17 protein-coding genes and 1 tRNA gene are annotated in these 21,223 nt (G+C 55.1%); 6 read left to right on the top strand and 12 right to left on the bottom strand.

Going from position 1 to position 21,223, the window contains the following annotated elements; all coding sequences use genetic code 11:
* Positions 1-114 precede the first annotated feature (114 nt).
* Positions 115-2,841 (bottom strand): pyruvate, phosphate dikinase, encoded by a 2,727-nt coding sequence (gene ppdK / locus CA832_RS07555; protein WP_088340979.1) that lies wholly within the window; start codon positions 2,839-2,841, stop codon positions 115-117.
* A 240-nt stretch (positions 2,842-3,081) separates the two neighbouring features.
* Here ppdK and CA832_RS07560 point away from each other — a divergent pair, with 240 nt between their 5' ends.
* On the top strand, positions 3,082-3,864 hold the full coding sequence (locus tag CA832_RS07560) for a hypothetical protein (protein WP_143542349.1): 783 nt from the start codon (positions 3,082-3,084) through the stop codon (positions 3,862-3,864).
* A 91-nt stretch (positions 3,865-3,955) separates the two neighbouring features.
* On the opposite strand, the gene mnmE is transcribed toward CA832_RS07560, so the two are convergent.
* A complete protein-coding gene (gene mnmE, locus CA832_RS07565) occupies positions 3,956-5,347 on the bottom strand; it encodes a tRNA uridine-5-carboxymethylaminomethyl(34) synthesis GTPase MnmE (protein ID WP_088340981.1) in 1,392 nt (463 codons plus the stop codon).
* A 127-nt stretch (positions 5,348-5,474) separates the two neighbouring features.
* Between mnmE and CA832_RS07570 the strand changes: the two genes are divergently transcribed.
* The gene (locus CA832_RS07570; protein ID WP_088340982.1) at positions 5,475-5,837 is read left to right on the top strand and encodes a DUF4870 domain-containing protein; all 363 of its coding nucleotides are present in this window, start codon (positions 5,475-5,477) and stop codon (positions 5,835-5,837) included.
* 11 nt (positions 5,838-5,848) lie between these two features.
* On the opposite strand, the gene CA832_RS07575 is transcribed toward CA832_RS07570, so the two are convergent.
* From CA832_RS07575 to CA832_RS07600, 6 genes are all read right to left on the bottom strand, one after another.
* A complete protein-coding gene (locus CA832_RS07575) occupies positions 5,849-6,580 on the bottom strand; it encodes a GNAT family N-acetyltransferase (RefSeq protein WP_158211902.1) in 732 nt (243 codons plus the stop codon).
* 146 nt (positions 6,581-6,726) lie between these two features.
* On the bottom strand, positions 6,727-7,845 hold the full coding sequence (gene dnaN, locus CA832_RS07580; protein WP_088340984.1) for a DNA polymerase III subunit beta: 1,119 nt from the start codon (positions 7,843-7,845) through the stop codon (positions 6,727-6,729).
* Positions 7,846-7,950: 105 nt separating this feature from the next.
* Positions 7,951-9,621, bottom strand: a complete 1,671-nt coding sequence (gene gldG / locus CA832_RS07585) for a gliding motility-associated ABC transporter substrate-binding protein GldG (protein WP_233131764.1) — start codon at positions 9,619-9,621, stop codon at positions 7,951-7,953.
* Positions 9,618-10,349 carry a gliding motility-associated ABC transporter permease subunit GldF gene (gene gldF, locus CA832_RS07590; RefSeq protein WP_088340985.1) on the bottom strand — a complete coding sequence of 244 codons (732 nt, stop codon included), beginning with the start codon at positions 10,347-10,349 and terminating at the stop codon, positions 9,618-9,620. The genes gldG and gldF overlap by 4 nt, the downstream gene beginning before the upstream one ends.
* On the bottom strand, positions 10,346-10,651 hold the full coding sequence (locus tag CA832_RS07595; RefSeq protein WP_088340986.1) for a putative quinol monooxygenase: 306 nt from the start codon (positions 10,649-10,651) through the stop codon (positions 10,346-10,348). Before CA832_RS07595 ends, gldF begins: the two co-directional genes overlap by 4 nt.
* Entirely contained in the window at positions 10,652-11,482 is an 831-nt protein-coding gene (locus CA832_RS07600; RefSeq protein WP_088340987.1) for an SAM hydrolase/SAM-dependent halogenase family protein, read from the bottom strand.
* Positions 11,483-11,607: 125 nt separating this feature from the next.
* Here CA832_RS07600 and CA832_RS07605 point away from each other — a divergent pair, with 125 nt between their 5' ends.
* Both CA832_RS07605 and CA832_RS07610 read left to right on the top strand, forming a co-directional pair.
* The gene (locus CA832_RS07605) at positions 11,608-12,561 is read left to right on the top strand and encodes a PhoH family protein (RefSeq protein WP_088340988.1); all 954 of its coding nucleotides are present in this window, start codon (positions 11,608-11,610) and stop codon (positions 12,559-12,561) included.
* A gap of 1 nt (position 12,562) precedes the next feature.
* On the top strand, positions 12,563-13,516 hold the full coding sequence (locus tag CA832_RS07610) for a phosphoribosylaminoimidazolesuccinocarboxamide synthase (RefSeq protein ID WP_088340989.1): 954 nt from the start codon (positions 12,563-12,565) through the stop codon (positions 13,514-13,516).
* Here the strand turns inward: CA832_RS07610 and CA832_RS07615 are convergent, their stop codons facing one another.
* The 3 genes from CA832_RS07615 to CA832_RS07625 all read right to left on the bottom strand — a co-directional run bounded on the left by CA832_RS07615 (position 13,517) and on the right by CA832_RS07625 (position 19,704).
* Positions 13,517-16,873 (bottom strand): DUF5060 domain-containing protein, encoded by a 3,357-nt coding sequence (locus CA832_RS07615; protein ID WP_088340990.1) that lies wholly within the window; start codon positions 16,871-16,873, stop codon positions 13,517-13,519.
* A gap of 255 nt (positions 16,874-17,128) precedes the next feature.
* Complete coding sequence (locus CA832_RS07620; RefSeq protein WP_088340991.1) at positions 17,129-17,794, bottom strand: 3'-5' exonuclease; 666 nt, start codon at positions 17,792-17,794, stop codon at positions 17,129-17,131.
* On the bottom strand, positions 17,788-19,704 hold the full coding sequence (locus CA832_RS07625) for a DUF294 nucleotidyltransferase-like domain-containing protein (protein WP_088340992.1): 1,917 nt from the start codon (positions 19,702-19,704) through the stop codon (positions 17,788-17,790). The genes CA832_RS07620 and CA832_RS07625 overlap by 7 nt, the downstream gene beginning before the upstream one ends.
* A 44-nt stretch (positions 19,705-19,748) precedes the next feature.
* Between CA832_RS07625 and CA832_RS07630 the strand changes: the two genes are divergently transcribed.
* Positions 19,749-20,555 carry an SDR family NAD(P)-dependent oxidoreductase gene (locus CA832_RS07630; protein WP_233131765.1) on the top strand — a complete coding sequence of 269 codons (807 nt, stop codon included), beginning with the start codon at positions 19,749-19,751 and terminating at the stop codon, positions 20,553-20,555.
* A 39-nt stretch (positions 20,556-20,594) separates the two neighbouring features.
* On the opposite strand, the gene CA832_RS07635 is transcribed toward CA832_RS07630, so the two are convergent.
* Positions 20,595-20,668, bottom strand: a tRNA-Met gene (locus CA832_RS07635).
* Between the two features lie 138 nt (positions 20,669-20,806).
* Between CA832_RS07635 and CA832_RS07640 the strand changes: the two genes are divergently transcribed.
* The gene (locus CA832_RS07640; protein WP_088340993.1) at positions 20,807-21,190 is read left to right on the top strand and encodes an START-like domain-containing protein; all 384 of its coding nucleotides are present in this window, start codon (positions 20,807-20,809) and stop codon (positions 21,188-21,190) included.
* The last annotated feature ends 33 nt before the right edge of the window (positions 21,191-21,223 follow it).

Here is a 21,223-nt window from a genome sequence, read left to right on the forward strand (position 1 = left end):
ACCAAAAATAACGATAACCAGCGAACCGGAGAGGCACCTGGCCAAAATAGCAGGGTCCCCGACACGAGTGGTTAGTGCATCGTGCGGGGACCCAGCCGTCTGGTTGGAGCTATACTAAGCCTCTTTCAAGGCTGCCTGGGCAGCAGCAACCCGGGCAATCGGGACGCGGTAGGGGGAGCAACTCACGTAGTCCAGTCCGGTCTGCTGACAGAAGGCTATGGACCTGGGTTCCCCGCCGTGTTCGCCGCAAATACCCACTTTAAGGCCCGGCCTGGCCTTGCGGCCGCGTTCGGTGCCTAACTGGATGAGTTGGCCCACGCCCTCGGCATCGAGCACTTCGAACGGGTCGTGCTTGAGGATCCCTTTCTCCAGGTATACGGGCAGGAATTTGCCGGAATCGTCCCGGGAATACCCGAAGGTCATCTGGGTCAGGTCGTTGGTGCCGAAGGAGAAGAAATCCGCATGTTTGGCAATGGCGTCTGCCACCAGGGTAGCCCTGGGGGTTTCCATCATGGTGCCCACTGCATAGTCCACCCGGTCTTTGCGCTGGCGGAATACCGCTTCTGCCGTATTATCGATAACCTTGCGCTGCTCGATAAACTCGGCCACCGTTCCCACAAGAGGAACCATGATTTCTGGTTTGGTCTCGATCCCTTCCTGCTTCACGTTGAGGGCAGCCTCCAGGATGGCGCGGGTCTGCATCTCGGTGATTTCCGGGTAGGTATTACCTAATCGGCAGCCCCTGTGGCCCAGCATGGGGTTGAATTCCTCGAGCTCGGCAACTTTGTTCTTCACAGCAGCCAGGGAAATATGCAGGTCTTCTGCCAAATCCTTCTGCGTAGCCAGCTGGTGGGGTACAAACTCGTGCAGGGGCGGGTCCAGCAGACGGATGGTTACCGGACATCCGGCCATGGCACGGAAGATACCCTCGAAGTCGGTGCGCTGCATGGGCAGGAGCTCCTTAAGGGCCTGGCGCCTGCCTTTTACGGTGTCGGCCAGGATCATTTCACGCATGGCTTTGATACGGTCTGTTTCAAAGAACATGTGTTCGGTCCGGGTCAGTCCGATACCGGTAGCCCCAAAACTCCGGGCTACTTCGGCATCTTTGGGCGTATCTGCATTGGTTCGCACCTGCATGCGCGCATATTTGTCCGTCAGGGTCATCAATTCGGCAAATTCGCCGCTGACTTCCGGCTCTTTGGTACCAACCTTGCCATCGAGGATATTCCCTGTGGAACCGTTGATGGAAATCCAATCCCCTTCATGGTAGAGGTGGTCTCCCACTTGCATGGTCCGGGCCTTGTAGTTGATTTTCAAAGCCCCGGCCCCGGAGACACAGCACTTGCCGATACCCCTGGCCACAACGGCCGCGTGGGAGGTCATCCCGCCCCGGGCAGTCACAATACCGCGGGCAATATTCATCCCTTCCACATCTTCCGGGGAGGTTTCAATCCGTACGAGGATACTGTTTTTGTACTTGACGGCCTCATCTGCAAAGAAGACAATCTGTCCGGTTGCCGCCCCGGGGGAAGCCGGGAGCCCCTGTGCCACCACTTCGGCCTCCTTCAGTGCTTTCGGGTCGAAAATGGGGTGCAGAAGTTCGTCCAGTTTGATGGGCTCTATCCGCTCCAGCGCGGTCCTCTCGTCAATAAGGCCCTCTTCCAGGAGGTCCATCGCGATTTTGACCATGGCTGCACCGGTGCGTTTCCCATTTCGGGTCTGCAGAATCCAAAGCTTGCCTTGCTGGATGGTAAATTCCATATCCTGCATATCCTTGTAATGGGTTTCCAGGATATTCTGATACTGGAAGAGTTCCTGGTAAATCTCAGGCATAAGCTCCTCCAGGGAGGGATACTTTTCGCTGCGTTCCTCTTCCTCAACCTGTGCCAGTTCAGCCCAGCGCTTGGAGCCGAGCAGGGTAATCTGCTGGGGTGTGCGAACCCCGGCTACCACATCTTCGCCCTGGGCATCGATCAGGTATTCCCCGTTGAATTTATTCTCACCGGTACCGGCATCCCGCGTAAAGCATACCCCGGTTCCGGAGTCTTTACCCATATTTCCGAAGACCATGGCCTGCACGTTAACGGCAGTGCCCCAGTCGTCCGGGTACCCGTTCATTTTACGGTAATATATGGCCCGGTCCCCGTTCCAGCTGTTGAAGACGGCCAGGATGGCGCCCCATAACTGGTCCCAGGGATTGGTCGGGAAGGCTTTGCCTGTGCGTTTTTTAACGATATCCTTGAAGTCGTAGACCAGATCCTGCAGATCCTGAACAGTAAACTGGGTATCGTGCTCTATGCGGCGCTTGTCCTTCAGGTGGTCGATGATTTCTTCAAAGGGATCCAGATCCTCCTTGGTGGCGGGTTTAAGCCCCATCACCACGCTACTGTACATCTGGATAAACCGGCGGTAGGAATCCCAGGCGAAGCGCTCGTTGCCGGTCATTTTAATGACGCCCTTAATGGATTCGTCGTTGAGGCCGAGGTTCAATACGGTATCCATCATCCCGGGCATGGAAACCCGGGCACCGGAGCGTACGGAAAGTAAAAGGGGGTTGTCGTCGTCCCCGAATACAGCCCCCATGATCTCTTCAATGCGGTGGATGGCCTGGCGCACATCCTCCTCGATCCATTCTACCACGGCATCCTTGCCTTGTTCATTGTACCGTGTGCAAACTTCGGTGGTAATGGTAAACCCGGGGGGTACCGGGATACCGATCCGGCTCATTTCAGCCAGGTTGGCACCCTTGCCACCCAGCAGGTTTTTCATTTCGCGGCTGCCGTCGGCCTTTTTGTCTCCGAAGGTGTACACGCTCATGGATTTCTCTGTAAGTGTTTTCATATCCCTAAAGCATTAAGATGCTGTGTATTTAGGGGTAAAGGTACGGGCACTGCTACGGGGAGAACATGATAAAAATCAGGAACCTCTGTGGGGATTCCTTTCCTACTTGAGAGGCTTTGGGTTAGCTTATACACGTGTGTTGGGGATACCATTGATCCTGCTAAATGAGGCCTTTGGTCCAAAAGCCGGGGGATATGGGGTAAAATGCGCTATTTTCGCTAATCAAAACCAGAGTGTATTATGGTTCAGAGATTCAAGCAGTTTATTGTACGTACCCCATTACATCGGATGGCCATTGAGATGAAGGCCTACTGGATTTCCAGGAATTGGGTACGCGAAAATGACAAAATCCTGAACAATAAGACGGTATACTGTATTTCTCCCTATAAAACAGGAACCACCTTTCTGGCCAGCAGTTTTGATGACGCCGTCTCCATGCACGAACCCTTGCATTTTACCTCCATACGGAAACTGAATGAGAACTTCGGCAAGTACTTTGTGCGCAGGCTCAACTCCCTGGATTTGAAATTGGAGTGCTCCGGCTTTCTTTCGGCCTATGTGGAGGAACTGGCAAAAGACCCTGTTGCGAGGGAACTTACCTATATATGTGTGCTGCGCAAGCCTTCGGCCTGGGCAACTTCAGTGGTCAACCACCACCAGGTTGTAAAAGAAGGCCGGCAGCATTTTTTCTGGGGCAATGAACTCTTCTGGAAGGAACATGTAGGGGTGGACCTTGCCAACTTTTTCCATTTCAACGACACGGAAAAGCAGCAGCTTGTTGAGAACCTGATCTCCTATTATATGGACTTTACCGAGAAGACCAGGGCGCTCAGGAATGTGCATTACGTCTGGCTTCAGGATTTAAAGGACTTCCTGCCCGAAGTTGGCGGGATGATAGGGGAGGTACCCAAGCTAGAAAAATCCCGCCAGAATAAGGCCCGAAAGCACGCTTTTGTGTACGAGAACGAGGAAGTAGACCTGGCCTATGAGCAGTTGATCAATGATTTGAGGGCAGCGGTTTAGCCTCCGGGATTAGCAGGACCTCAGCATTAATATTAGAGTTGGGCAGACGTTGCCTGAACTTTCTTTCGAACCCCCGGTTGAGGGCCAATTGCTACTTACCGATACAGAAATTCGCAAAGATATTCCCCAGTAAATCGTCCGTAGTGATTTCCCCGGTTATGGCACCGAGGTGATGCAGGGCGGTACTGATATCTACCGAAAGCAGATCCGATGGGATCCCGGCCTCCATTCCGGCCTTCACATGCTCTACCGCTTCCAGGGCCCCGGCCAGGGCCTGGTAATGCCTGGAGTTGCTGACCACCGGGTCGTCGTTGCCCAGGTTCCCGAAATGGATCAGCCCCAGGAGTTTTTCCTGCAGCTCCCGCACCCCTTCGCCTTCCCTGGCAGACAGGAATTGGGCCTCCGGCAAAACAGACAGGATCTGTTTCCGCTCATCGGGGCCCAGCAGGTCGCATTTGTTTATCAGGAGGATTATAGGTTTCTCGGGATAGGTTTCTTTCAGGGTTTCCACCTCAGCTCGAGCTGACTTCAGGGTATTGGCCTTAAGTTCTTTCCCGTCTTTCATGTATATGACAATCCGTGCCTGCCCCAGTTTTTCGTAAGTCTTGCGGATGCCTATGTGTTCTATAGCATCCGAGGTTTCACGGATTCCTGCCGTATCGATAAAGCGAAAGCCAATCCCCCCCAGCACAATTTCGTCCTCAATGGCATCGCGGGTGGTCCCGGCAATATCGCTTACGATGGCGCGCTCCTCCTGCAAAAGGGTGTTCAGCAGGGTAGACTTACCCACATTGGGTTGCCCGGCAATGGCTACGGGAATTCCTGTTTTGATAGCATTCCCGGCAGCAAAGGAATCGATCAGGCGTTTGAGCAGCAGGCTCAACCGGTCTAACAGGTCCATAAATGCCGCCCGGTCTGCGAATTCTACGTCTTCTCCGGAGAAGTCCAGTTCCAACGTAATCATGGAAGCAAAATGGATGAGCTGGTCTCGGAGACCTTTGATCTGGGAGCTGTACCCGCCCCGCATCTGCTGGAGGGCAATCCGGTGGCTCGCCTGGTTTTCTGAGGCGATGAGGTCAGCCACTGCCTCGGCCTGGCTCAGGTCCATCTTCCCCGAGAGGAACGCCCGAAGCGTAAATTCCCCGGGTTCTGCCATACGGCAACCTGCATCCAGGAACAGGCGGATGACTTCCTGTTGGATGAAGGTGGAACCGTGGCAGGAGACTTCCACCACATCTTCCCCCGTATAGGAGCGGGGGGCGCGGAATACCGAAACCAGGACCTCATCCAGCATACGGGTTTTGGCATAAAGGTGGCCCAGGTGGATGGTATGCCCCGGGCAGTCCGCAAGGGGTTTGCCGCTGACCGCCTTAAAGTGCGACCCGGCCAGGGCTATGGCATCCGGACCAGACAGGCGCACTACGGCTATGGCCCCGGAACCCGGGGGCGTAGCCAATGCTACTATGGTATCTTGTCGCATCATGAGCCATTTTGGGTATTCCGTGCAAAAGTACGACGAATCGGCCAATACCTGAGAGGTCAGGAGATTACCCTGTAACAAACTGTCTTTGGTTGCGACCTATAAGCGTATCATCGTAAATCAATCAAAAATGGAAGTCGTATCACAATCCGGTCTCAGGGAGGACCGGCCGCTACTCTCCCTGACACACCTCAGCCAGCTGTTGTCCTACATCATCGGTTTCGGGGGGTTTATCGTTCCACTTGTAATCTGGCTCACCGCCCGCAACCGGGTGGCAGACCTCGATGTTCACGGGAAAGCGATTATAAGCCTGCAACTGAGTTTACTCATTTATTTTATCCTAAGTATCCCGGCTATTCTCTTGCTTGGTCTGGGGATTCTGACCCTAATCGGAACTGTGGTGCTCGGTTTTGTCCTGCCTATAGTAAATGCGGTCCGGGCCAGTAACGGGGAAGCCCCCAGCTACTTTATGACCATACCTTTTTTCAGGTAAGCCCGGGTGCTCTAATGTCCTTTTAAACGCACTTTCAGGCGCAGTGCCAGCCAGAGGCCTAAAGCAAGGATAAAGGGTATAGGTGCGTTTTTACGGTACACAACAGCAGCCCGATAGCGTATGATAAGGTTCGAGAGTTTACGCTTATGGGTCAGGTCCCCCCATCGCAAATCCATAAGGCTCAATTGGTTTGCATAGGCCCATTTGAGCTTTTCCCAAAGCATGAGTTGACCAATGCCATATTTTTCATAGCCTCGGCTAAAGGTAGTAATAGCGCTGTCCAGGACCCCGTTAAAATGGTAATTCAGGCCCATTCCGATGATTGAACTATCCAGGGTAAGGACCATCAAGGAGGCCCTGCGTAGCTTAATCATAGGCAGGATGCCGCTTTCGTATTCTGTCCACCGCTGCAATGCCGTATGTTCCAGGCCCAACTGCTCAAAACGTTCCGAGATCATGGACTTCATGGTGTTCATAAGCTGTGTACAGGTATGGGACTCCATTTCTCCATGGTAAACATTTAGCCGCAATTCGCCCAGTTCGGAGAGTCGCCTCCGGAGCCGTCGCATTTGCTTTAGGTTCCTGCCACCGATCTGGGAGCGCAAATACCCTTCGGCATCCGGATAGGGAGAAAGGTCCATATAAAACCCATGATGATAGGGTAGGTAAAGGGCCTTGTATGAAGGTTTCAGGGCCAGATGGGTATCGGGGATGTAATGGGGGATAAAGAGCAATGCGGCCACTCCCGCGGCGTTTCCTGTTCCTGAACCGCTTCCATGAAAGAAATGTGGCAAACGCCCTTGTTCCAGGAATTCGAAATAAAAGTTATACCGCCGCATCATATGTGGACCCCACGCACGGCATAGGGTAGTTTGTCCAGGATGCCCGTTTAGTGATTCAGCATCACCGGCATGACAAGCATCGTGATGGTCTCGCCATCTTCCAAACCGTCTGCGGGCGTAAGGATCCCGGCCCGGTTGGGCAGGCTCATTTCCAGAGAAACCTCATCGGCATCCAGGTTGCCCAGCATTTCTACCAGAAAGCGCGAGTTGAAGCCGATTTGCATATCGTCCCCCTGATAGGAACAGGTCAGGCGTTCTTCCGCCTTGTTGCTGTAATCTACGTCTTCGGCTGAAATATTCAGTTCTGCTCCGGCAACCTTGAGGCGGATCTGGTGGGTGGTTTTGTTGGAGAATATGGAAACCCTGCGTACGGAGCTGAGGAACTGCCCGCGGCTGATCACCATCCGGTTGGGGTTCTCTTTGGGGATGACAGCCTCGTAATTGGGATATTTCCCGTCTATAAGGCGGCAGACCATTTCCGTATTGTCGAAGCGGAAGCGGGCATTGCTGTCGTTATAGGAAACCGTAATGTCCTCTTCATGGCCGGCGAGGATTCCCTTCAGGAGGTTGAGGGGCTTTTTGGGCATGATAAATTCAGCGACTTCGGAAGCCCGGACATCTGCCCGCTGGTATTTGACCAGTTTATGGGCATCCGTAGCCACAAAGGTCAGGTTTTCCGGGCTGAACTGGAAAAATACCCCGCTCATGACCGGCCTCAGATCGTCATTGCCAGCGGCAAAAAGGGTTTTATCTATGGCGGCGGCGAGGATATCCCCGCGGATTTGTGTCGTGCTCGGATCCGGCAGTTCTACCGCTTTGGGGAATTCGGACCCATCGGCATAGGCCAGGGCGTACTTCCCATGGCTGGAGCTAATTTCTACGGTATTATTGTCCTCCACCACAAAGGTCAGGGGTTGTTCCGGGAAGGTTTTCAAGGTATCGAGTAACAGCCTGGCGGGGACGGCTATGGTTCCCTGGTCTGTGGAATCCACTTCCAGTACGCTGCTCATGGTGGTTTCCAGGTCAGAAGCGGAAACCGTGAGGCTGCCATTGTCCAGGACAAAAAGGAAATTATCCAGTATCGGGAGGGTGTTACTGTTGCTTATGACACCCCCAAGAACCTGGAGTTGTTTCAGTAAATACGTGCTGGATACGATAAATTTCATGCGTCAGTTCCTTTTCCTAAGAGTTGAAAAATAGCCTTGGCCCGGGGGCCATCAGACAAATATATCCCAAATGGGTAATGGAGTAAAACAAACTTATCAACAGGACTAGCGGCTAAACCTGCGCCTCCTGAGCCAGTGCAACCCCCAACCCAACAAAAGGAGCAATCCTAGCGGTAGAGCCAGGTTCAGCAGCCGCCACCTGTTCTGTTCTTCCGCTACCCGGGCTGCGTCCAGCAGCGGGATGGAGACCTGTTTGTTTCGGATGTTTATAAGTCCGGTATCCTCCAGCAGGTAATTCATGGCGTTTACCAGGAAATCCCGGTTGCCGTACGAGTTGTTGGTCCATTGGTCGTAGCCCAACTCCAGAGGGCGCCCGTCCTTTATTTGGTTGGCTGCAAGGTCCCCGTCTGCGATCACAATCATTTTATTGTCAGGACCTTCAGCCCTGAAATCCGGGAGTTCTGCAGGTCGTACACGGTTGCGGTACGCAGACTGGAATGCGCCTTCCACCAGGACTGCCAGGGGCAGGCTCCCGGGCATGAACTGGTCGGGGTCGGGTTCCCTTCGCACCACATCAAGCCCGATCATTCGGGGAGTACCTTCCGCCCTGGACCGGGGGGAAGAGCGGTAAAGGATGGTCTTGCGGTAGGGGTTCTCCAGGGTATCTATGGTACTGGCAAACTGCAGTCTGAGGGCTTCTGTGTTTACGTTTACAGGGTGGTCCTCTGCTGAAAAAACCATGGGGTGGTACACCCAGGGCACCGGGTTGTACTGGGAATCGTTGCCGCTTCCCGTAGCCAGAACAATCTGGGTGCAATACAGGTCTGCTACCAGGTCTTTGTTTAACCGGAGGCCATAGCGGAACAGCAGGTCGTCCAGGTTCAGATCCCGACCTACAGCCGGGGCCTCCCCATTCTGGTTCCTCAGGCTGTCCATATCCATGGCAACGGGATCTACGAGCCACAATGAGCGTCCCCCCCGAACCATAAACTGGTCCAGGACCAGTTTTTCTCCCTCGGAAAAGGCCTCCGTGGGTTTAGCGATGATCACTGCTTTAAAACGCGACAAGGCCTCCAGGGTTCCCCCGGGGTTGGAAGCCACCGAATCCAGGGTGAAGGGGGCTATGCGGTAATACTTCCCGAGTTGCGAGAGATAATCAGCCAGGTAGATGTCTTCCAGTTCCCCGTTACCCTTTAGGACGGCTATGGATTGCGGGTTTTCGATACCGAGGCGGGTAAAGGCATCGGCAAAGGCGTACTCGAGATTCTGTATGGAGCGGTTGATCCGGTCCTCCTGGGAGGCGCCCAGCTGGTTGCGAAGCAGGGGGACTACCTCACTGCGGTCCTTGTAATTTACCACCGCCCAGGGAAAAACGACCTCTTGGGATACGCGACCGCCTTCCTCGGTAGTTACACTGGCAGCCTTCATCCCCATTTCCTGGAGGCGGTCCAGGATTTCCGGGGTTTCGGCTGCTTCCGCCACGGGGTCCATGCCTTCGTAATAAAGGTCCGGGTGGTGTTGGGCAAATTGTTCCAGCAGCAGGACAGCCTCAGAGCGGAGCCTGGCGAATTCAGGGGGCAGGTTGCCATCCAGCAGCAGGTCTATCACGACCGGCCCTTCCAGTTGTTCCACTGCCTGAACGCTTGGCGGGGCCAGGGTAAACCGGTTGTCTTCGGTGAGATCCCATCGTAAGTATGCCCACCGCGCCAGAACGTTCACCAGGATAAGGCCTGCTACAGCAAAGATATAGGGCTTTAAGCGCTGCATCACCTTCATTTCCTCAACGTGTTGATTTGAAGCCCGGTAAGAAAAAGAAAAAAAGCAGAGATACTCAGGAAATAAACCGCATCCCGGCTGTCGAGAACCCCCTTGCTGATGCCTTCGTAATGCGCCTTAAGCCCAAGGGTTTTAATGAGAAGGCTGCTATCCCCATCGCGCATTAACGCAGCGGCATTTTCGAAGCCGAAATACATCACAAAACTAATAACCAGGGCCAGCAGGAAGGCCACAATCTGGTTTTCGGTAAGGCTGGAGGCGAACAAACCTATAGCGGTATAGGCGGCCATCAGCAGGATAAGGCCCAGATAGGAGCCCCATACAAGGCCCATATCCAGATTCCCGGGCGCTGACCCCAGGGACCATACGGTGTAGACATACAGCAGGGTAGGGAGGATGCACAGCAGTACCAGAGCAAGGACTCCCAGGAATTTACCCAGAACCAGATGGGAAAGGGGAAGGGGTTTGCTTAAAAGTAGCTCGAGGGTCCCCAGTTTGCGCTCCTCCGAAAAGGTTTTCATGCTCAGGGCAGGGATGAGGAGCAAAAAGACCCAGGGGGCGAGTAGGAAAAACAGGCTGAGGTCCGCAAACCCGTTTTCGAAGATGTTGAATGGGCCCTTAAACACCCAGAGGAATACCCCGCACAGGACCAGGAAAGATCCCGAAACCAGATATCCCACGGGGCCGCTGAAGAATGATGCTATTTCCTTTCTGAATACCGAAATCATAAACCTTGCGTTGCAGGGGTTACCTCCATAAGGCTCCATGCCTGTGGTTTTTCTGAGAACAGGGCTTTGGTCCGGGACCATACGGACCTGAAAAAAGCCGATTCCCTGTAGGCCTGCAGATGGGCTTCAGATTCCCATTTGCTGTAGGTGAAATACACCCGTGGGTCTGCGGTATCCTGCAGCAGCGACACATGGCTGCACCCCGGGAAACCTAGAATTGCAGGTTTTGAGGCCTCGAAAATCCGCTCAAAACTATGAATATTTTGCGGTTCGAAAGTCATTTTAACGATTCGCGTCAGCATTTACGAGAAGTTGATGGTTACAGTATCCCGGTAATGCAGGCCGAGCAGGGTAGCGGCTCCCCCTACCGACTTCGGGTTGCTTTTGTAGATGGCCAGCTCTATGTACCCCGAGGCATTGACCAGGGCCAGCAGGTCCCCGGGGCCCCTGCGCTGGGAGGGCTCCAGGGAGTAATTGATGATCCCGCTGTACTGCTGGTGGATTTCCGTCAGCTTCTTATTGCGCGCCTCCAGGCTGAAGGCCCGCCCTTTCCGGTAGGCTTCGAACAGGCTTTTGTGGATATTGGTGACCACATTGCCGTAGTTGTCGATGTAAATAACACTCCCGATGATGGTTTTGCCCTCATTGGTGATCCTCGGGGCGAGTTCCTTGATGGTTCGCAGTTCCTTCAGGGGTTTTCCGATGACTTCCAGGGTCCCGCCCCTGGCCAGGTGGCAAGCGGCCTTAACAAAAACCTCCAGGGTGGGGAAGGACCCCATCTGGACATTGGGGAGCTCAATCTCGAAGATCTTTTCAGGCTTAACGCTTTGGGCGATAAGGCTCAGCACCCCGTTATCTGCCGCAATAAAGAAGTGCCCGTCTGCCCGAACGGCCACATGGCGGGTTTCCGGTGTCTTCTCCGCATCGACGCCCACCACGTGGATGGATCCCGGAGGGAAGGCCCGGTAGGCATTTTTGAGCAGGTAGGCGCATTCCTGTATATGGAAGGGGGTAACCCCGTGGGAAATATCGACAACAACAGCGTCTTTGAGTTCGCTGTATATGGTTCCTTTAATGACGCCTACAGAGTGATCCTTGAGTCCAAAATCTGTAGTCAGGGTGATGATCGGCATCCGGGGTTGTTGATATTTTTTTTGGGTCTCCCTACTGGAATTTACGTAAGTTTGTTAGACAAAATTAAAGAAAAAACAGCGGAGCCTAACCGCGGTTGTTCGCACATTTTCAAACTGCCAGTTTTTTGAACGAACTCACCCTAGAACTCACCGATATCAGCCCGAGAGATTTCTTCGGGGAGCGGAACACCAACATCGACCTTCTGAAAAAATCCTTCCCCAAGCTCAAGATCGTCGCCAGGGGAAGTAAGATTAAGGTTTACGGAGAGCCGCCCATGCTGGAGGAATTCAACAAGCGCTTCGATATGCTTACGGCCCACTTCAGCCGGTACAACAAATTAGATGAAAACGCCATTGAGCGCATCCTCAGCCATAATGGGGACTCGGAGGTGGAGTCCTCCCAGACCAGCAGTGGTGTTCTCGTGCACGGGGTCAACGGCAGGCTGGTCAAGGCACAGACTGCCAACCAGCGCCGTTTGGTAGACGCGGTGGAGAAGAACGATATGGTGTTCGCCATCGGGCCGGCAGGGACCGGGAAAACCTATACGGGCGTTGCCCTGGCAGTCCGGGCCTTGAAGAACAAACAGGTAAAACGCATTATCCTGACCCGTCCGGCCGTGGAAGCCGGGGAAAACCTGGGGTTCCTTCCCGGGGACCTCAAGGAAAAGCTGGACCCTTATATGCAGCCGCTTTATGATGCCCTGCGCGACATGATCCCGGCGGAGCGACTGGTCAAATACATCGAAGACGGCACCATACAAATTGCCCCTATGGCCTTTATGCGGGGGCGCACATTGGATCATGCCTTCGTGATCCTGGACGAGGCGCAGAATACCACCCACGCCCAGATGAAAATGTTCCTGACGCGGATGGGAAAGAACGCCAAATTCCTCCTTACGGGGGACCCCGGGCAGATCGACCTGCCCCGTCGGGTGATTTCCGGGCTCAAGGAGGCCTTGCTGATCCTGAAGGATGTGGAAGGGATCTCCTTTATTTACCTGGACGACAAGGACGTCATACGCCACCAATTGGTCAAGAAGGTGATAGAGGCGTATAAAAACATAGAACACCAGAACTGATATGGGAGGCACACTTGTAGATACGGCATTCGATTTCCCCGGGCAGCTTGGGGTATACAAAGGGAAGGTGCGTGAGGTGTACACCCTGGAGAACGACCTGTTGGTTATGATCGCCACAGACCGGCTATCGGCCTTCGATGTAGTCATGCCCAAAGGCATACCCTACAAGGGGCAGATTCTCAACCAGATCGCTACCCGTATGATGCGGGATACCCAGGACCTCGTGCCGAACTGGCTACTGGCCGCCCCGGACCCCAATGTGGCTATTGGCGTTCGGTGCGAACCCTTCAAGGTGGAAATGGTGATCCGCGGCTATCTCGCGGGCCATGCGGCCCGGGAGTACAAGGCCGGCCGCCGCCAGCTGTGCGGGGTGCCCATGCCGGAAGGCCTCCGGGAGAACGACGCTTTTGAAGCGCCGATCATTACCCCGGCCACCAAGGCCGAAAAAGGGGACCACGACGAGGATATCTCCAGGGAGGAAATCCTGAGGCGCGGTCTGGTATCCGAAGCGGACTATGTGGTTTTGGAAGGGTACACCCGGGCCCTGTTCCAACGCGGAAGCGAACTGGCAGCAGCCAAGGGCCTGATTCTGGTAGACACCAAATACGAGTTCGGTAAAACCCCGGATGGTACCATTGTCCTGATAGACGAAATCCACACCCCGGATTCCTCCCGGTATTTCTATGCCGAAGGGTACGAGGAGCGTCAAAGAAAAGGAGAGCCCCAGAAACAGCTGTCCAAGGAATTTGTGCGGCAATGGCTTATCGCCAATGGGTTCCAGGGGCTGGAGGGCCAGGTGCTGCCCGAAATGTCCGATGCGTATATCGAGACCATTTCCGAACGGTATATCGAGCTCTATGAGCAGATCCTGGGCGAACCCTTCCGGAAGGCAGATACCTCCGACATGGTTTCCCGCATCGACTCCAACGTGCGGGCCTGGCTCCGGGCGCGGTAGCTAGCGTACCAGCAGCTTCGCCGTATACGAGTATTCAATCCCGTTTAATTTGACAACATAAAGCCCGCGGCTCAGGTTCCTGAGTCGGAGGGACGGCTCCCCGGACCCCACTTCCAGGGTTTCCATTTGTTTCAGGGTTCCCGCAGCAGTGTAGATTTCCACCTGATAGGTTCCTTCCTGTACATTGCTGAAGGCAATGTCCGCGTAAGGGGATGCAGGGTTAGGGGATATCTTCATTTGCTGGTCGTCATCCAGGATGGTCCCCCTTGCCAGGATTTCCGGCAGGGATACCTCCGGCCCTTCGGTCTCGGCCACCCGGATAAGGAAGGATTCGCTCGTTTCGCGCTTGCGGTCGCTCACGGTGGGGACTACCAGGGTAGCAGATGTAATTCCGGGAGCGAACTCCAGGGTTTCAGTTAAAGGGGCATAATCCGAGGGTTCCGTATCGATATCCTCGTAGACCAGCACCAGGTTGAGGGGTTGTTCCAGCGGGCGGTCCAGAATCACTTCAAATACAAGCTCACGACCCTCCACAGCTTCCGTATCGGACCCGCTGATACGCGCCATTGGGCTTTCCTCCCCGGGTTCTTCTTCCGGTTCCTCCCCGCCCGGGGGTTCCGGTACTGTGATTTGAGAAGAAGCCGTAAATCCGCCATCGGTGGTGCGAGCGGTGATGGTGGCCATGCCAGGGGAGAGGGCCGTGACCACCCCGGTAGCCGATACAGTGGCCACAGATTCATCCGAACTGCTCCAGCTCACCGAGGCATCGGTGGCATTATTGGGGGTTACCGTGGCATTCAGGGCCAGGGTTTCGCCTATGGCTAACCCGGCACTTTCCGGGGTCACCTGTATGCCGGTAACGCCGATGGGTTCCTCCCCGGAGCCCGAATCGCACAAGGTTTCGGCCAGGCCCAGATCCCGGGCAGCCTCGGCTTCCAGGCTCAGGGTCATCCGGTCTATCAGGTGGTGGTTAGACCGGCCCGATACCTGGAGGGTGTAGACCCCCGGGGTATCGAATTCCACATAGATTTTATGCCCATCATTGTCGCTGGTGTTGGTAGACCAGGTCCAATTGATGGTACCGCTCAGGAAGACCTTAAACCAACCTTCCGACCCGGCTCCGTTAGGATTGGGTGTTTTCCCGGAACCAATGGGATATACCAGATGGCCATTCTGGTCTCCATAGAAATCATCGGCATCCGGAAAACGAAGCCAGCTGTCGTTGGATTCTGTGGAGTTGGTGCCTTCTCCCACCTTCGAGCGCCACTCAAAACGGTAGGTGCCCGGGGTATTGATTTTGATGGGCACATTGATCTGCCCGTTGCCCGGCGCATTGAAAAAGTTTCCACCGGTCCATTCGATATACCCGGAACCCGTATAGCCCTCGGCTGCGGTACGGGTCTGCCAGCCCGCTGCAAGGGGTAGATTCTCTGCTTCAATTATAAGCCTGCCGCCCTGTTCTTCGTAGGTAGCTTCACAAGCTCCGGAGCTTCCTCCGGAACCGCCTCCGCTGCCCTCGCCGGAATATTCCACCAAGACTACCCAGTCTTCATTTGCCGATTCCGGTGCTGTTCCGAGGCCCCGTACACCTCCTCCCTGAAGGGTGGCTTTGCTGCCGGTCCTTAAGCTTCCCCCGGTCCGCGGGTTAAACCACTTTACCGAAAAGGTGCCTGTGGTATTGCTCAGGTCCAGGTTGTCCGTACCTCCATTGGGCAGGTAAACCGCATAGGTGTTTCCCGGTTTGGCCAGGCAGTAAGAGGCGTTATTGGCCACCAGGTCGTCCCGGGATTCCATTTCCCAGAATGAGAGGTGAGTATTGAAGAAATCCAAGGCTCTTTTGGCGTCTTCCCATTTGGTTTTGCGGCTCCTCCAGTCCTCTGCGGTGAGGTCGGTCTCCCCGGTCTGGTACCCGAAGTAATACTCCACCCCGGCCCCGCCGGCCATCAGGGTACCCCAGAGCGTTTTATGGCGCACGGCTTTCCGGTTGTCGGCCTGGGTCCCTTTTTTGCCGGAGTAGGACGCATCCGCCGTTACCCCGGTCTGGGCATCCCCTTGTTCGTCATTAGTCACTACCCATGCTTTGCCGCTGTTACGCGAGTTTTCTATCCACCGTTTCACATCCTTGTGGATGTCGTTGATCTGGATCTGGAGGGAAGGTCCGGTCAGGTCGCTCTCCCCCAACAGCGGCATATAGAGGTCATCCTGGTTCGACGGGTAGGAGTGCACTACAATATGGTGGTCATAGGGATCCAAGCCTTTGATATAGGAAGCATAGGCCTTAATCCGGTTGTTATTGGTATCCCCGAGTTCCTGGTAGAGGTCGTGTTCCTCTCCGAGGTTCCAGTTCAGGGCCAGGTGGTGCCCGAAGCGCGCGACCAGTTCCCTGTAGTAAAGCTTCCGGGTAGGGCCCAGGTCGCCCCCGTCCAGGAGCTGGTCGTTTTCGGTCTCCTGCGTCTTGAAATGCAGGAAAAGGCCTTTGCGCTGGGCATGACTGAACAGGATTTCCCATTGCTCCAGCTTGGAGACGTCATACCTCATGCGGTTTTCTTCGTCTTGACCCCCGGTGCCATCCAGGCCACTGTGGGTGGAAGAGGTCCAGGGCCAGACGTCTTTGCCATCCCCGATAACGTTCATCGTGAGAAAGGACATGGCATTCATCCCCTTACCCGAAAGGTAGTTTACCGCCCCTATGAGCCCCTTCCCTTTTCCGTTTTTCCAGGTAGGGTCGCCGCTGTTCCAGTCGCCGGCATGGGGGGACCAGGTTTTACTCGGGACGGTATTGTCGAAATCCGAGGAGGCCAGCAGGTTCTCGGGGCTGTCTGCCCCCGCTTTCAGGAAATAGGTGCCGTCCCCTTCGAATCTCAGGTACCGGGTACCATTGTAGGAGAGCCTACCACGCCCCCTGAAATCCAGGGCGGATTTATCTGATGCCGCAATGCTCAGGGTCCCTGTGGTGCCATCGAAAAAGACCGGGGTTCCGGCACTTGGGTTGGCGTCTATTGCTATCTGGGGACCATTTCGGAAGGAAATGGTATAGTTCCAGGTGCCCGTCTGGTCTGGAGTAAACCGCACTTCCCAGATGTTCCCTGTACTGCTGCCGGTCTGGGCGGCATTGCCGTCTGCGGCATAGAAGCCGGGCACGTTAAAGGTGCGCCCGTCAGGAGCGGTAAAAGTGGCTTCCAGGCGGTAATCCATAAAGGGGTTTACCTGGGCCACTTCGCTGGTTTGGGGGCCTTGGAATTGCAGGCGGACAGCATGCCAGCGTTTGGTTTCGCCCAGGATGGCAGACTGGGCCCGGAGGAAGGGTCCGGCCGCGAACAGGCATGCAAAAAGCAGGAGGGTAGTTTTAATGCGCATAAGTAGGTTTTAATCGTTCTTCATAACACCCCTGGGGGTGTGCTCCCGATCTGCCATTAAATAGGAAGGTGTGCCTTTGTACCCTGGATTTGGGAGTCAGGGCTTTCGGTCAACCGGCGTTTTACCGAAGGGGTAATCGACGCCTCTCCTTATTTCAATTCGGTAAGATTGGGACTCTAAACATACGGTACGAACGCGTAAATCCGATCAAATCATCGATTTTTTCGATGAAATGCATAAAATTGACAGAGGTCTTTAAATCCGGCCCACTTTGAGCAGTTGCGGAAGGGTGAAGATTCCCTTGGCCCGGAGCATGGGGATCAAATGCAAAAAGGCCAGGGCGGTGATATGGGCATCCCCCAGGGCGGTATGCCGATCCTTGGCCGAGAGGTTGAATTCCGCGGCCAGGTCGTCCAGGGTGTACCGGTCCCGCCTTTTAAGAAGCGGACTCTTAATTCGGGTTTGTCGGTACAGGAGTTCGGTGTCCAGGAAGGGGTTGGTTATTCTGGGCAGGCCCCACCTGAAACACGCGGCCTGCAGCATCTCCCGGTCGAAGCCTACGTGGTGCCCTACCAGGATGGCTCCGTCTATGCTTTCCCTGAACGCCAGTAACGCCTCTTTTTCGGGGATGCGCGCGTGGGGCCCTTCTTTCAGAATCCCGTGGATGGGTACCGAACGGTGGTCGAAGACCTCCTGGCTTAGAAACCATTCCTGACCTTCCCCTACCCGGATGCGCCCATTTTGAAGGGGCAGGATCCCGAGGCTCAGGATGCGGTCGCGGATGGGTTCCAGTCCTGTGGTTTCGGTATCCACTACCACAAACCGCTGTCCGGTAATACCTTGTGGGCCTGCCGATGCGTCTTTATGCCAAAGCGATCGAAACAGCCCTCTTGCCTGCTCCAGGGGTCCTTTATCTACCATCCGGTTTTCAATTTAAACCTGAGGGCAACAAGGTCCTGCAGTTCCTTGATAGCCCTGAAACTTCGCTTCAATTTCATTTTCTCTTCCTTACTGAGGCCGTCCAGACGTATATAGCGACCGGAATCCCCACTTTGAAGGCCCTGGAGGGTCCTGAATTTAAGCAGGGCCTTGGTGGCATAACTACAGGACAGGTATAGCTCCCGGTTGGGGGCATCCAGCTCTGCCAGTTTTTCGAACCGCGCTGCAGTATTGTTGATCCCCCGCACCCGGTGGGAGAGGATCAGGACCCGGGCCCCGTCGGTAAGAGGGAGGAGCGCCCGGTGCTTGAGGTCGAAGCTGTCTTTGTGTTCCCCGTCCTGTTCCAGCAGGAATTGCCTGAAGAACCCCGTAGGGGAGGGGTTTTGCAGCGCCCCTTGCGCCAGCTCGCGCAGGAATGCTGCATGGGAGTCGGCCCGTTCGAAAATATAGTCGGACAATGCCCGTACCAGGGCCTCGTCTCCATAAGTATAATTGAAGTCGAAGAAAATGGAGGAGAGCAGGACCGATTCGTTGTTGGGGTCCTTCATCCAACCCGAGATGCGTTTCTTCCACCGGCTCAGGCTCATGCACCAGTCCGGGTTGGAAGCCATCATTTCCGCAGGGCAGTATGCATACCCGATTTTGCGCAACCCTTTATTTACGCGCCCGGCCAGATCCTGGAAATAGGACGTCACTTCCGGAAGGTCTGCCTCGGGGACATCGGCAAAAACCAGAGCGTTGTCCTGGTCGGTTTGCAGCAGCTGCTCCCCACGACCCTGGCTGCCAAGGGCCATCCACGCAAAGGGCACCGGGGGTTCCCCGGTTTTTTCCAGGGCCAGGGCAATGACCTGCTTCATGCAGGCATCGTTTATCTCGCTGATGATCTTCATGGTTAGCGCCATGGACACATTGTTCCTCAGGTAGCGTTCCAGGAGGGCTGTGGCGCGGCTGCGCACCGCCCGGAGCTGCTTTATCTGCCTGCTGCGGGAAATAGCCCGCATCAGGACCTCCGGGTTCTGGCCCATGGCAAGCAGCAGGTCGTGTTTGCTGAGGATTCCCACTACGGGGCTCTGAGGGGTTCCGTCCCGGGTGAGGCACAGGTGCCCGATCCGGCTTTTCATCATGGCCAACTGGGCCTGGGTAAATGTAATCTCGGCCGGGTAGGTCAGCACCGGTTGGGTCATAATCCGTTTGGCCGGGGCATCTGTTGGAAATTGCCCGCTGACGATTTGGGTACGCAAATCCCTATCGGTGATAATCCCCACAGGCAAGTCATTCTCCAGTACCACTACCGAACCCACCTGCTTGCGGGTCATAAGGGCAGCTACTTCCCGGGCTTCTGTCTCCGGGCTGCAACTCACCAGTTTCCGGCGGGTAGCCAAGGGGAGCAGGGCGGGCATTTCGGCAGGGGAGGCGATGTCTGTATGCCCGAAACCGGTACTGACCAGGCTCCCGCCATGCTGCCTGGCGTAAGGGTTCCGGGTATTGGAGGCAAAACTTTCAATAAGGAAGTTGCCGACCTCTTCGTAAGAGGTCACTAATGGACGGAAGGCCGCTATGGGGATGGCGTACAGGATACTGTCCTCCCGGGTACGCGCTTCCATCCGGTAGGAGTCCCCCGCCATGAGCGGGCGCAACCCGAAGACGTCTCCTTCGTCGCAGATGTCTGCCAGCGCTCCCGTTCCGGGGTTGCGGAGTTCTACGGCACCCCGGTGCACCACATAAAAAAAGGCGTGGGTAGGATCGTCTTTCCGGAACAGGGTTTGCCGTTTTTCCCGGTAAAGGATATCGGTCTGTTCCGATAGGTTAAGCAGGTCCCGCTCGGTAAGTTCGTTGAACGGGGGGTAACGCCCCAGGAAATCCGCCACCCGTGCGGCAATACGGTTGCTCATAAACCTGCTTTTATGTAAAATTACGATATAAAGGGTTATACCCCATGGGCATGGTTGGCCGCTGCAAGCCCGCCATCCCCCTGAAATTCGGAAACGAAATGGATTGGAACTATTCTGGAAAAGTTGTCCTTGTCACCGGGGCCACCAGCGGCATGGGCAAAGCCGTGGCCGAAGCCTTTGCCCGGGCCGGAGCGAATGTGGTTTTATCGGGCCGGGACGAAGCCCGGGGAAAAGCCCTGGAGGAACAATTGCCCAACAGCATTTTTATTCCAGGGGATGTCAGTGCCCCCCACACCAACGCCCAGCTGGTGGAAGCGGCACTCTCCCGCTTTGGAGGTCTCGATGTGATATCGCTCAATGCCGGGGTGCTGGGCATTGGGTCGGCGGTAGACGCCCCTCTGGAGGTATGGGAGCAGACCCTCAACACCAACCTGAGCGCCATTTTTTACATAGCCAAATATGCCATGCCGGAGCTGAGTAAAAACCCCGGGACTTCTATGGTTATTAATGCTTCCATTGCAGCCTTTAAAAGTTTTCCCAACCACCCGGCCTATTGCGCCTCCAAGGCGGGGGCCGTGGCCCTGGCCAAACAGTTGGCCCTGGATTATGGGCCTGCCGTACGGGTCAATGCCATATGTCCCGGGCCTGTGGATACGCCCTTGCTATGGGAATCCGCAGCGGCATTTCCGGATCCAAAAACCGCCGTCGAAAAGGCGGGGAAGGCCACCCTGATGAAACGATTGGGCACCCCGGAAGATGTGGCAAAGCTAACCCTCTTCCTGGCATCTGACCAGGCTTCCTGGATGACGGGGTCAGCGGTTACGCTGGATGGGGGGATTCTGAATAAATAAAAAAAAGCCGCCCTTTGTTGGGACGGCTTTTTGCTGGCGTAGCGAGAGGGAGACTTGAACTCCCGACCTCAGGGTTATGAATCCTGCGCTCTAACCACCTGAGCTACCTCGCCATGTGTGCTGAAAGCGGCTGCAAATATAATTTTTTATTCACGTACGGTCAAGATTTGACGGTATAAAAGTTTTTCCGATTTATTTTTTAATCATACATAAAATGATATATTGCCCGAAAGTAAAACGGCCGCAAGCCCATGGACGATAAGGTAAAATTCGAACTGGAATTCGTAATCCAATCTTCCCCCCAGTTACTGTTTCAGTACCTCGCCACCCCCAGCGGGTTGTCCGAGTGGTTTGCCGATAACGTGAATTCCAGGGGAGAGCGTTTTATGTTTATCTGGGATGGGGCAGAGGAAGTGGCCCGGATGCTCAAGCGAAAAACCGACGAATTCGTTCGCTTTGCCTGGGAATCTGCCGAGGACGGCACCTACTTCGAGATGCGGATCATTGTGGATGAGATCACAAGCGACGTATCCCTCTTTATTACCGATTTTGCCGAGGAAGACGAACTGGAGGAAGCCCGGATGCTCTGGGAAAACCAGGTGTCTGACCTCAAACAGATTATCGGGTCTTCCTAAAGCCCGGAGTGTCGTATCTTTGCCGCCTAAATG

Source organism: Robiginitalea sediminis (genome assembly GCF_002198115.1).
GTDB lineage: Bacteria > Bacteroidota > Bacteroidia > Flavobacteriales > Flavobacteriaceae > Robiginitalea > Robiginitalea sediminis.

What these genes read in the sequence shown, in the direction of transcription:
- CA832_RS07640 (WP_088340993.1), top strand. Translation starts at nt 20,807, where the DNA reads ATGGACGATAAGGTAAAATTCGAACTGGAATTCGTAATCCAATCTTCC.
- CA832_RS07600 (WP_088340987.1), bottom strand. Translation starts at nt 11,482, where the DNA reads ATGCCGATCATCACCCTGACTACAGATTTTGGACTCAAGGATCACTCT.
- CA832_RS07620 (WP_088340991.1), bottom strand. Translation starts at nt 17,794, where the DNA reads ATGGTAGATAAAGGACCCCTGGAGCAGGCAAGAGGGCTGTTTCGATCG.
- CA832_RS07615 (WP_088340990.1), bottom strand. Translation starts at nt 16,873, where the DNA reads ATGCGCATTAAAACTACCCTCCTGCTTTTTGCATGCCTGTTCGCGGCC.
- CA832_RS07595 (WP_088340986.1), bottom strand. Translation starts at nt 10,651, where the DNA reads ATGCTGACGCGAATCGTTAAAATGACTTTCGAACCGCAAAATATTCAT.
- CA832_RS07610 (WP_088340989.1), top strand. Translation starts at nt 12,563, where the DNA reads ATGGGAGGCACACTTGTAGATACGGCATTCGATTTCCCCGGGCAGCTT.
- gldG (WP_233131764.1), bottom strand. Translation starts at nt 9,621, where the DNA reads ATGAAGGTGATGCAGCGCTTAAAGCCCTATATCTTTGCTGTAGCAGGC.
- CA832_RS07570 (WP_088340982.1), top strand. Translation starts at nt 5,475, where the DNA reads ATGGAAGTCGTATCACAATCCGGTCTCAGGGAGGACCGGCCGCTACTC.
- CA832_RS07625 (WP_088340992.1), bottom strand. Translation starts at nt 19,704, where the DNA reads ATGAGCAACCGTATTGCCGCACGGGTGGCGGATTTCCTGGGGCGTTAC.
- gldF (WP_088340985.1), bottom strand. Translation starts at nt 10,349, where the DNA reads ATGATTTCGGTATTCAGAAAGGAAATAGCATCATTCTTCAGCGGCCCC.
- dnaN (WP_088340984.1), bottom strand. Translation starts at nt 7,845, where the DNA reads ATGAAATTTATCGTATCCAGCACGTATTTACTGAAACAACTCCAGGTT.
- ppdK (WP_088340979.1), bottom strand. Translation starts at nt 2,841, where the DNA reads ATGAAAACACTTACAGAGAAATCCATGAGCGTGTACACCTTCGGAGAC.
- CA832_RS07630 (WP_233131765.1), top strand. Translation starts at nt 19,749, where the DNA reads ATGGGCATGGTTGGCCGCTGCAAGCCCGCCATCCCCCTGAAATTCGGA.
- mnmE (WP_088340981.1), bottom strand. Translation starts at nt 5,347, where the DNA reads ATGATGCGACAAGATACCATAGTAGCATTGGCTACGCCCCCGGGTTCC.
- CA832_RS07560 (WP_143542349.1), top strand. Translation starts at nt 3,082, where the DNA reads ATGGTTCAGAGATTCAAGCAGTTTATTGTACGTACCCCATTACATCGG.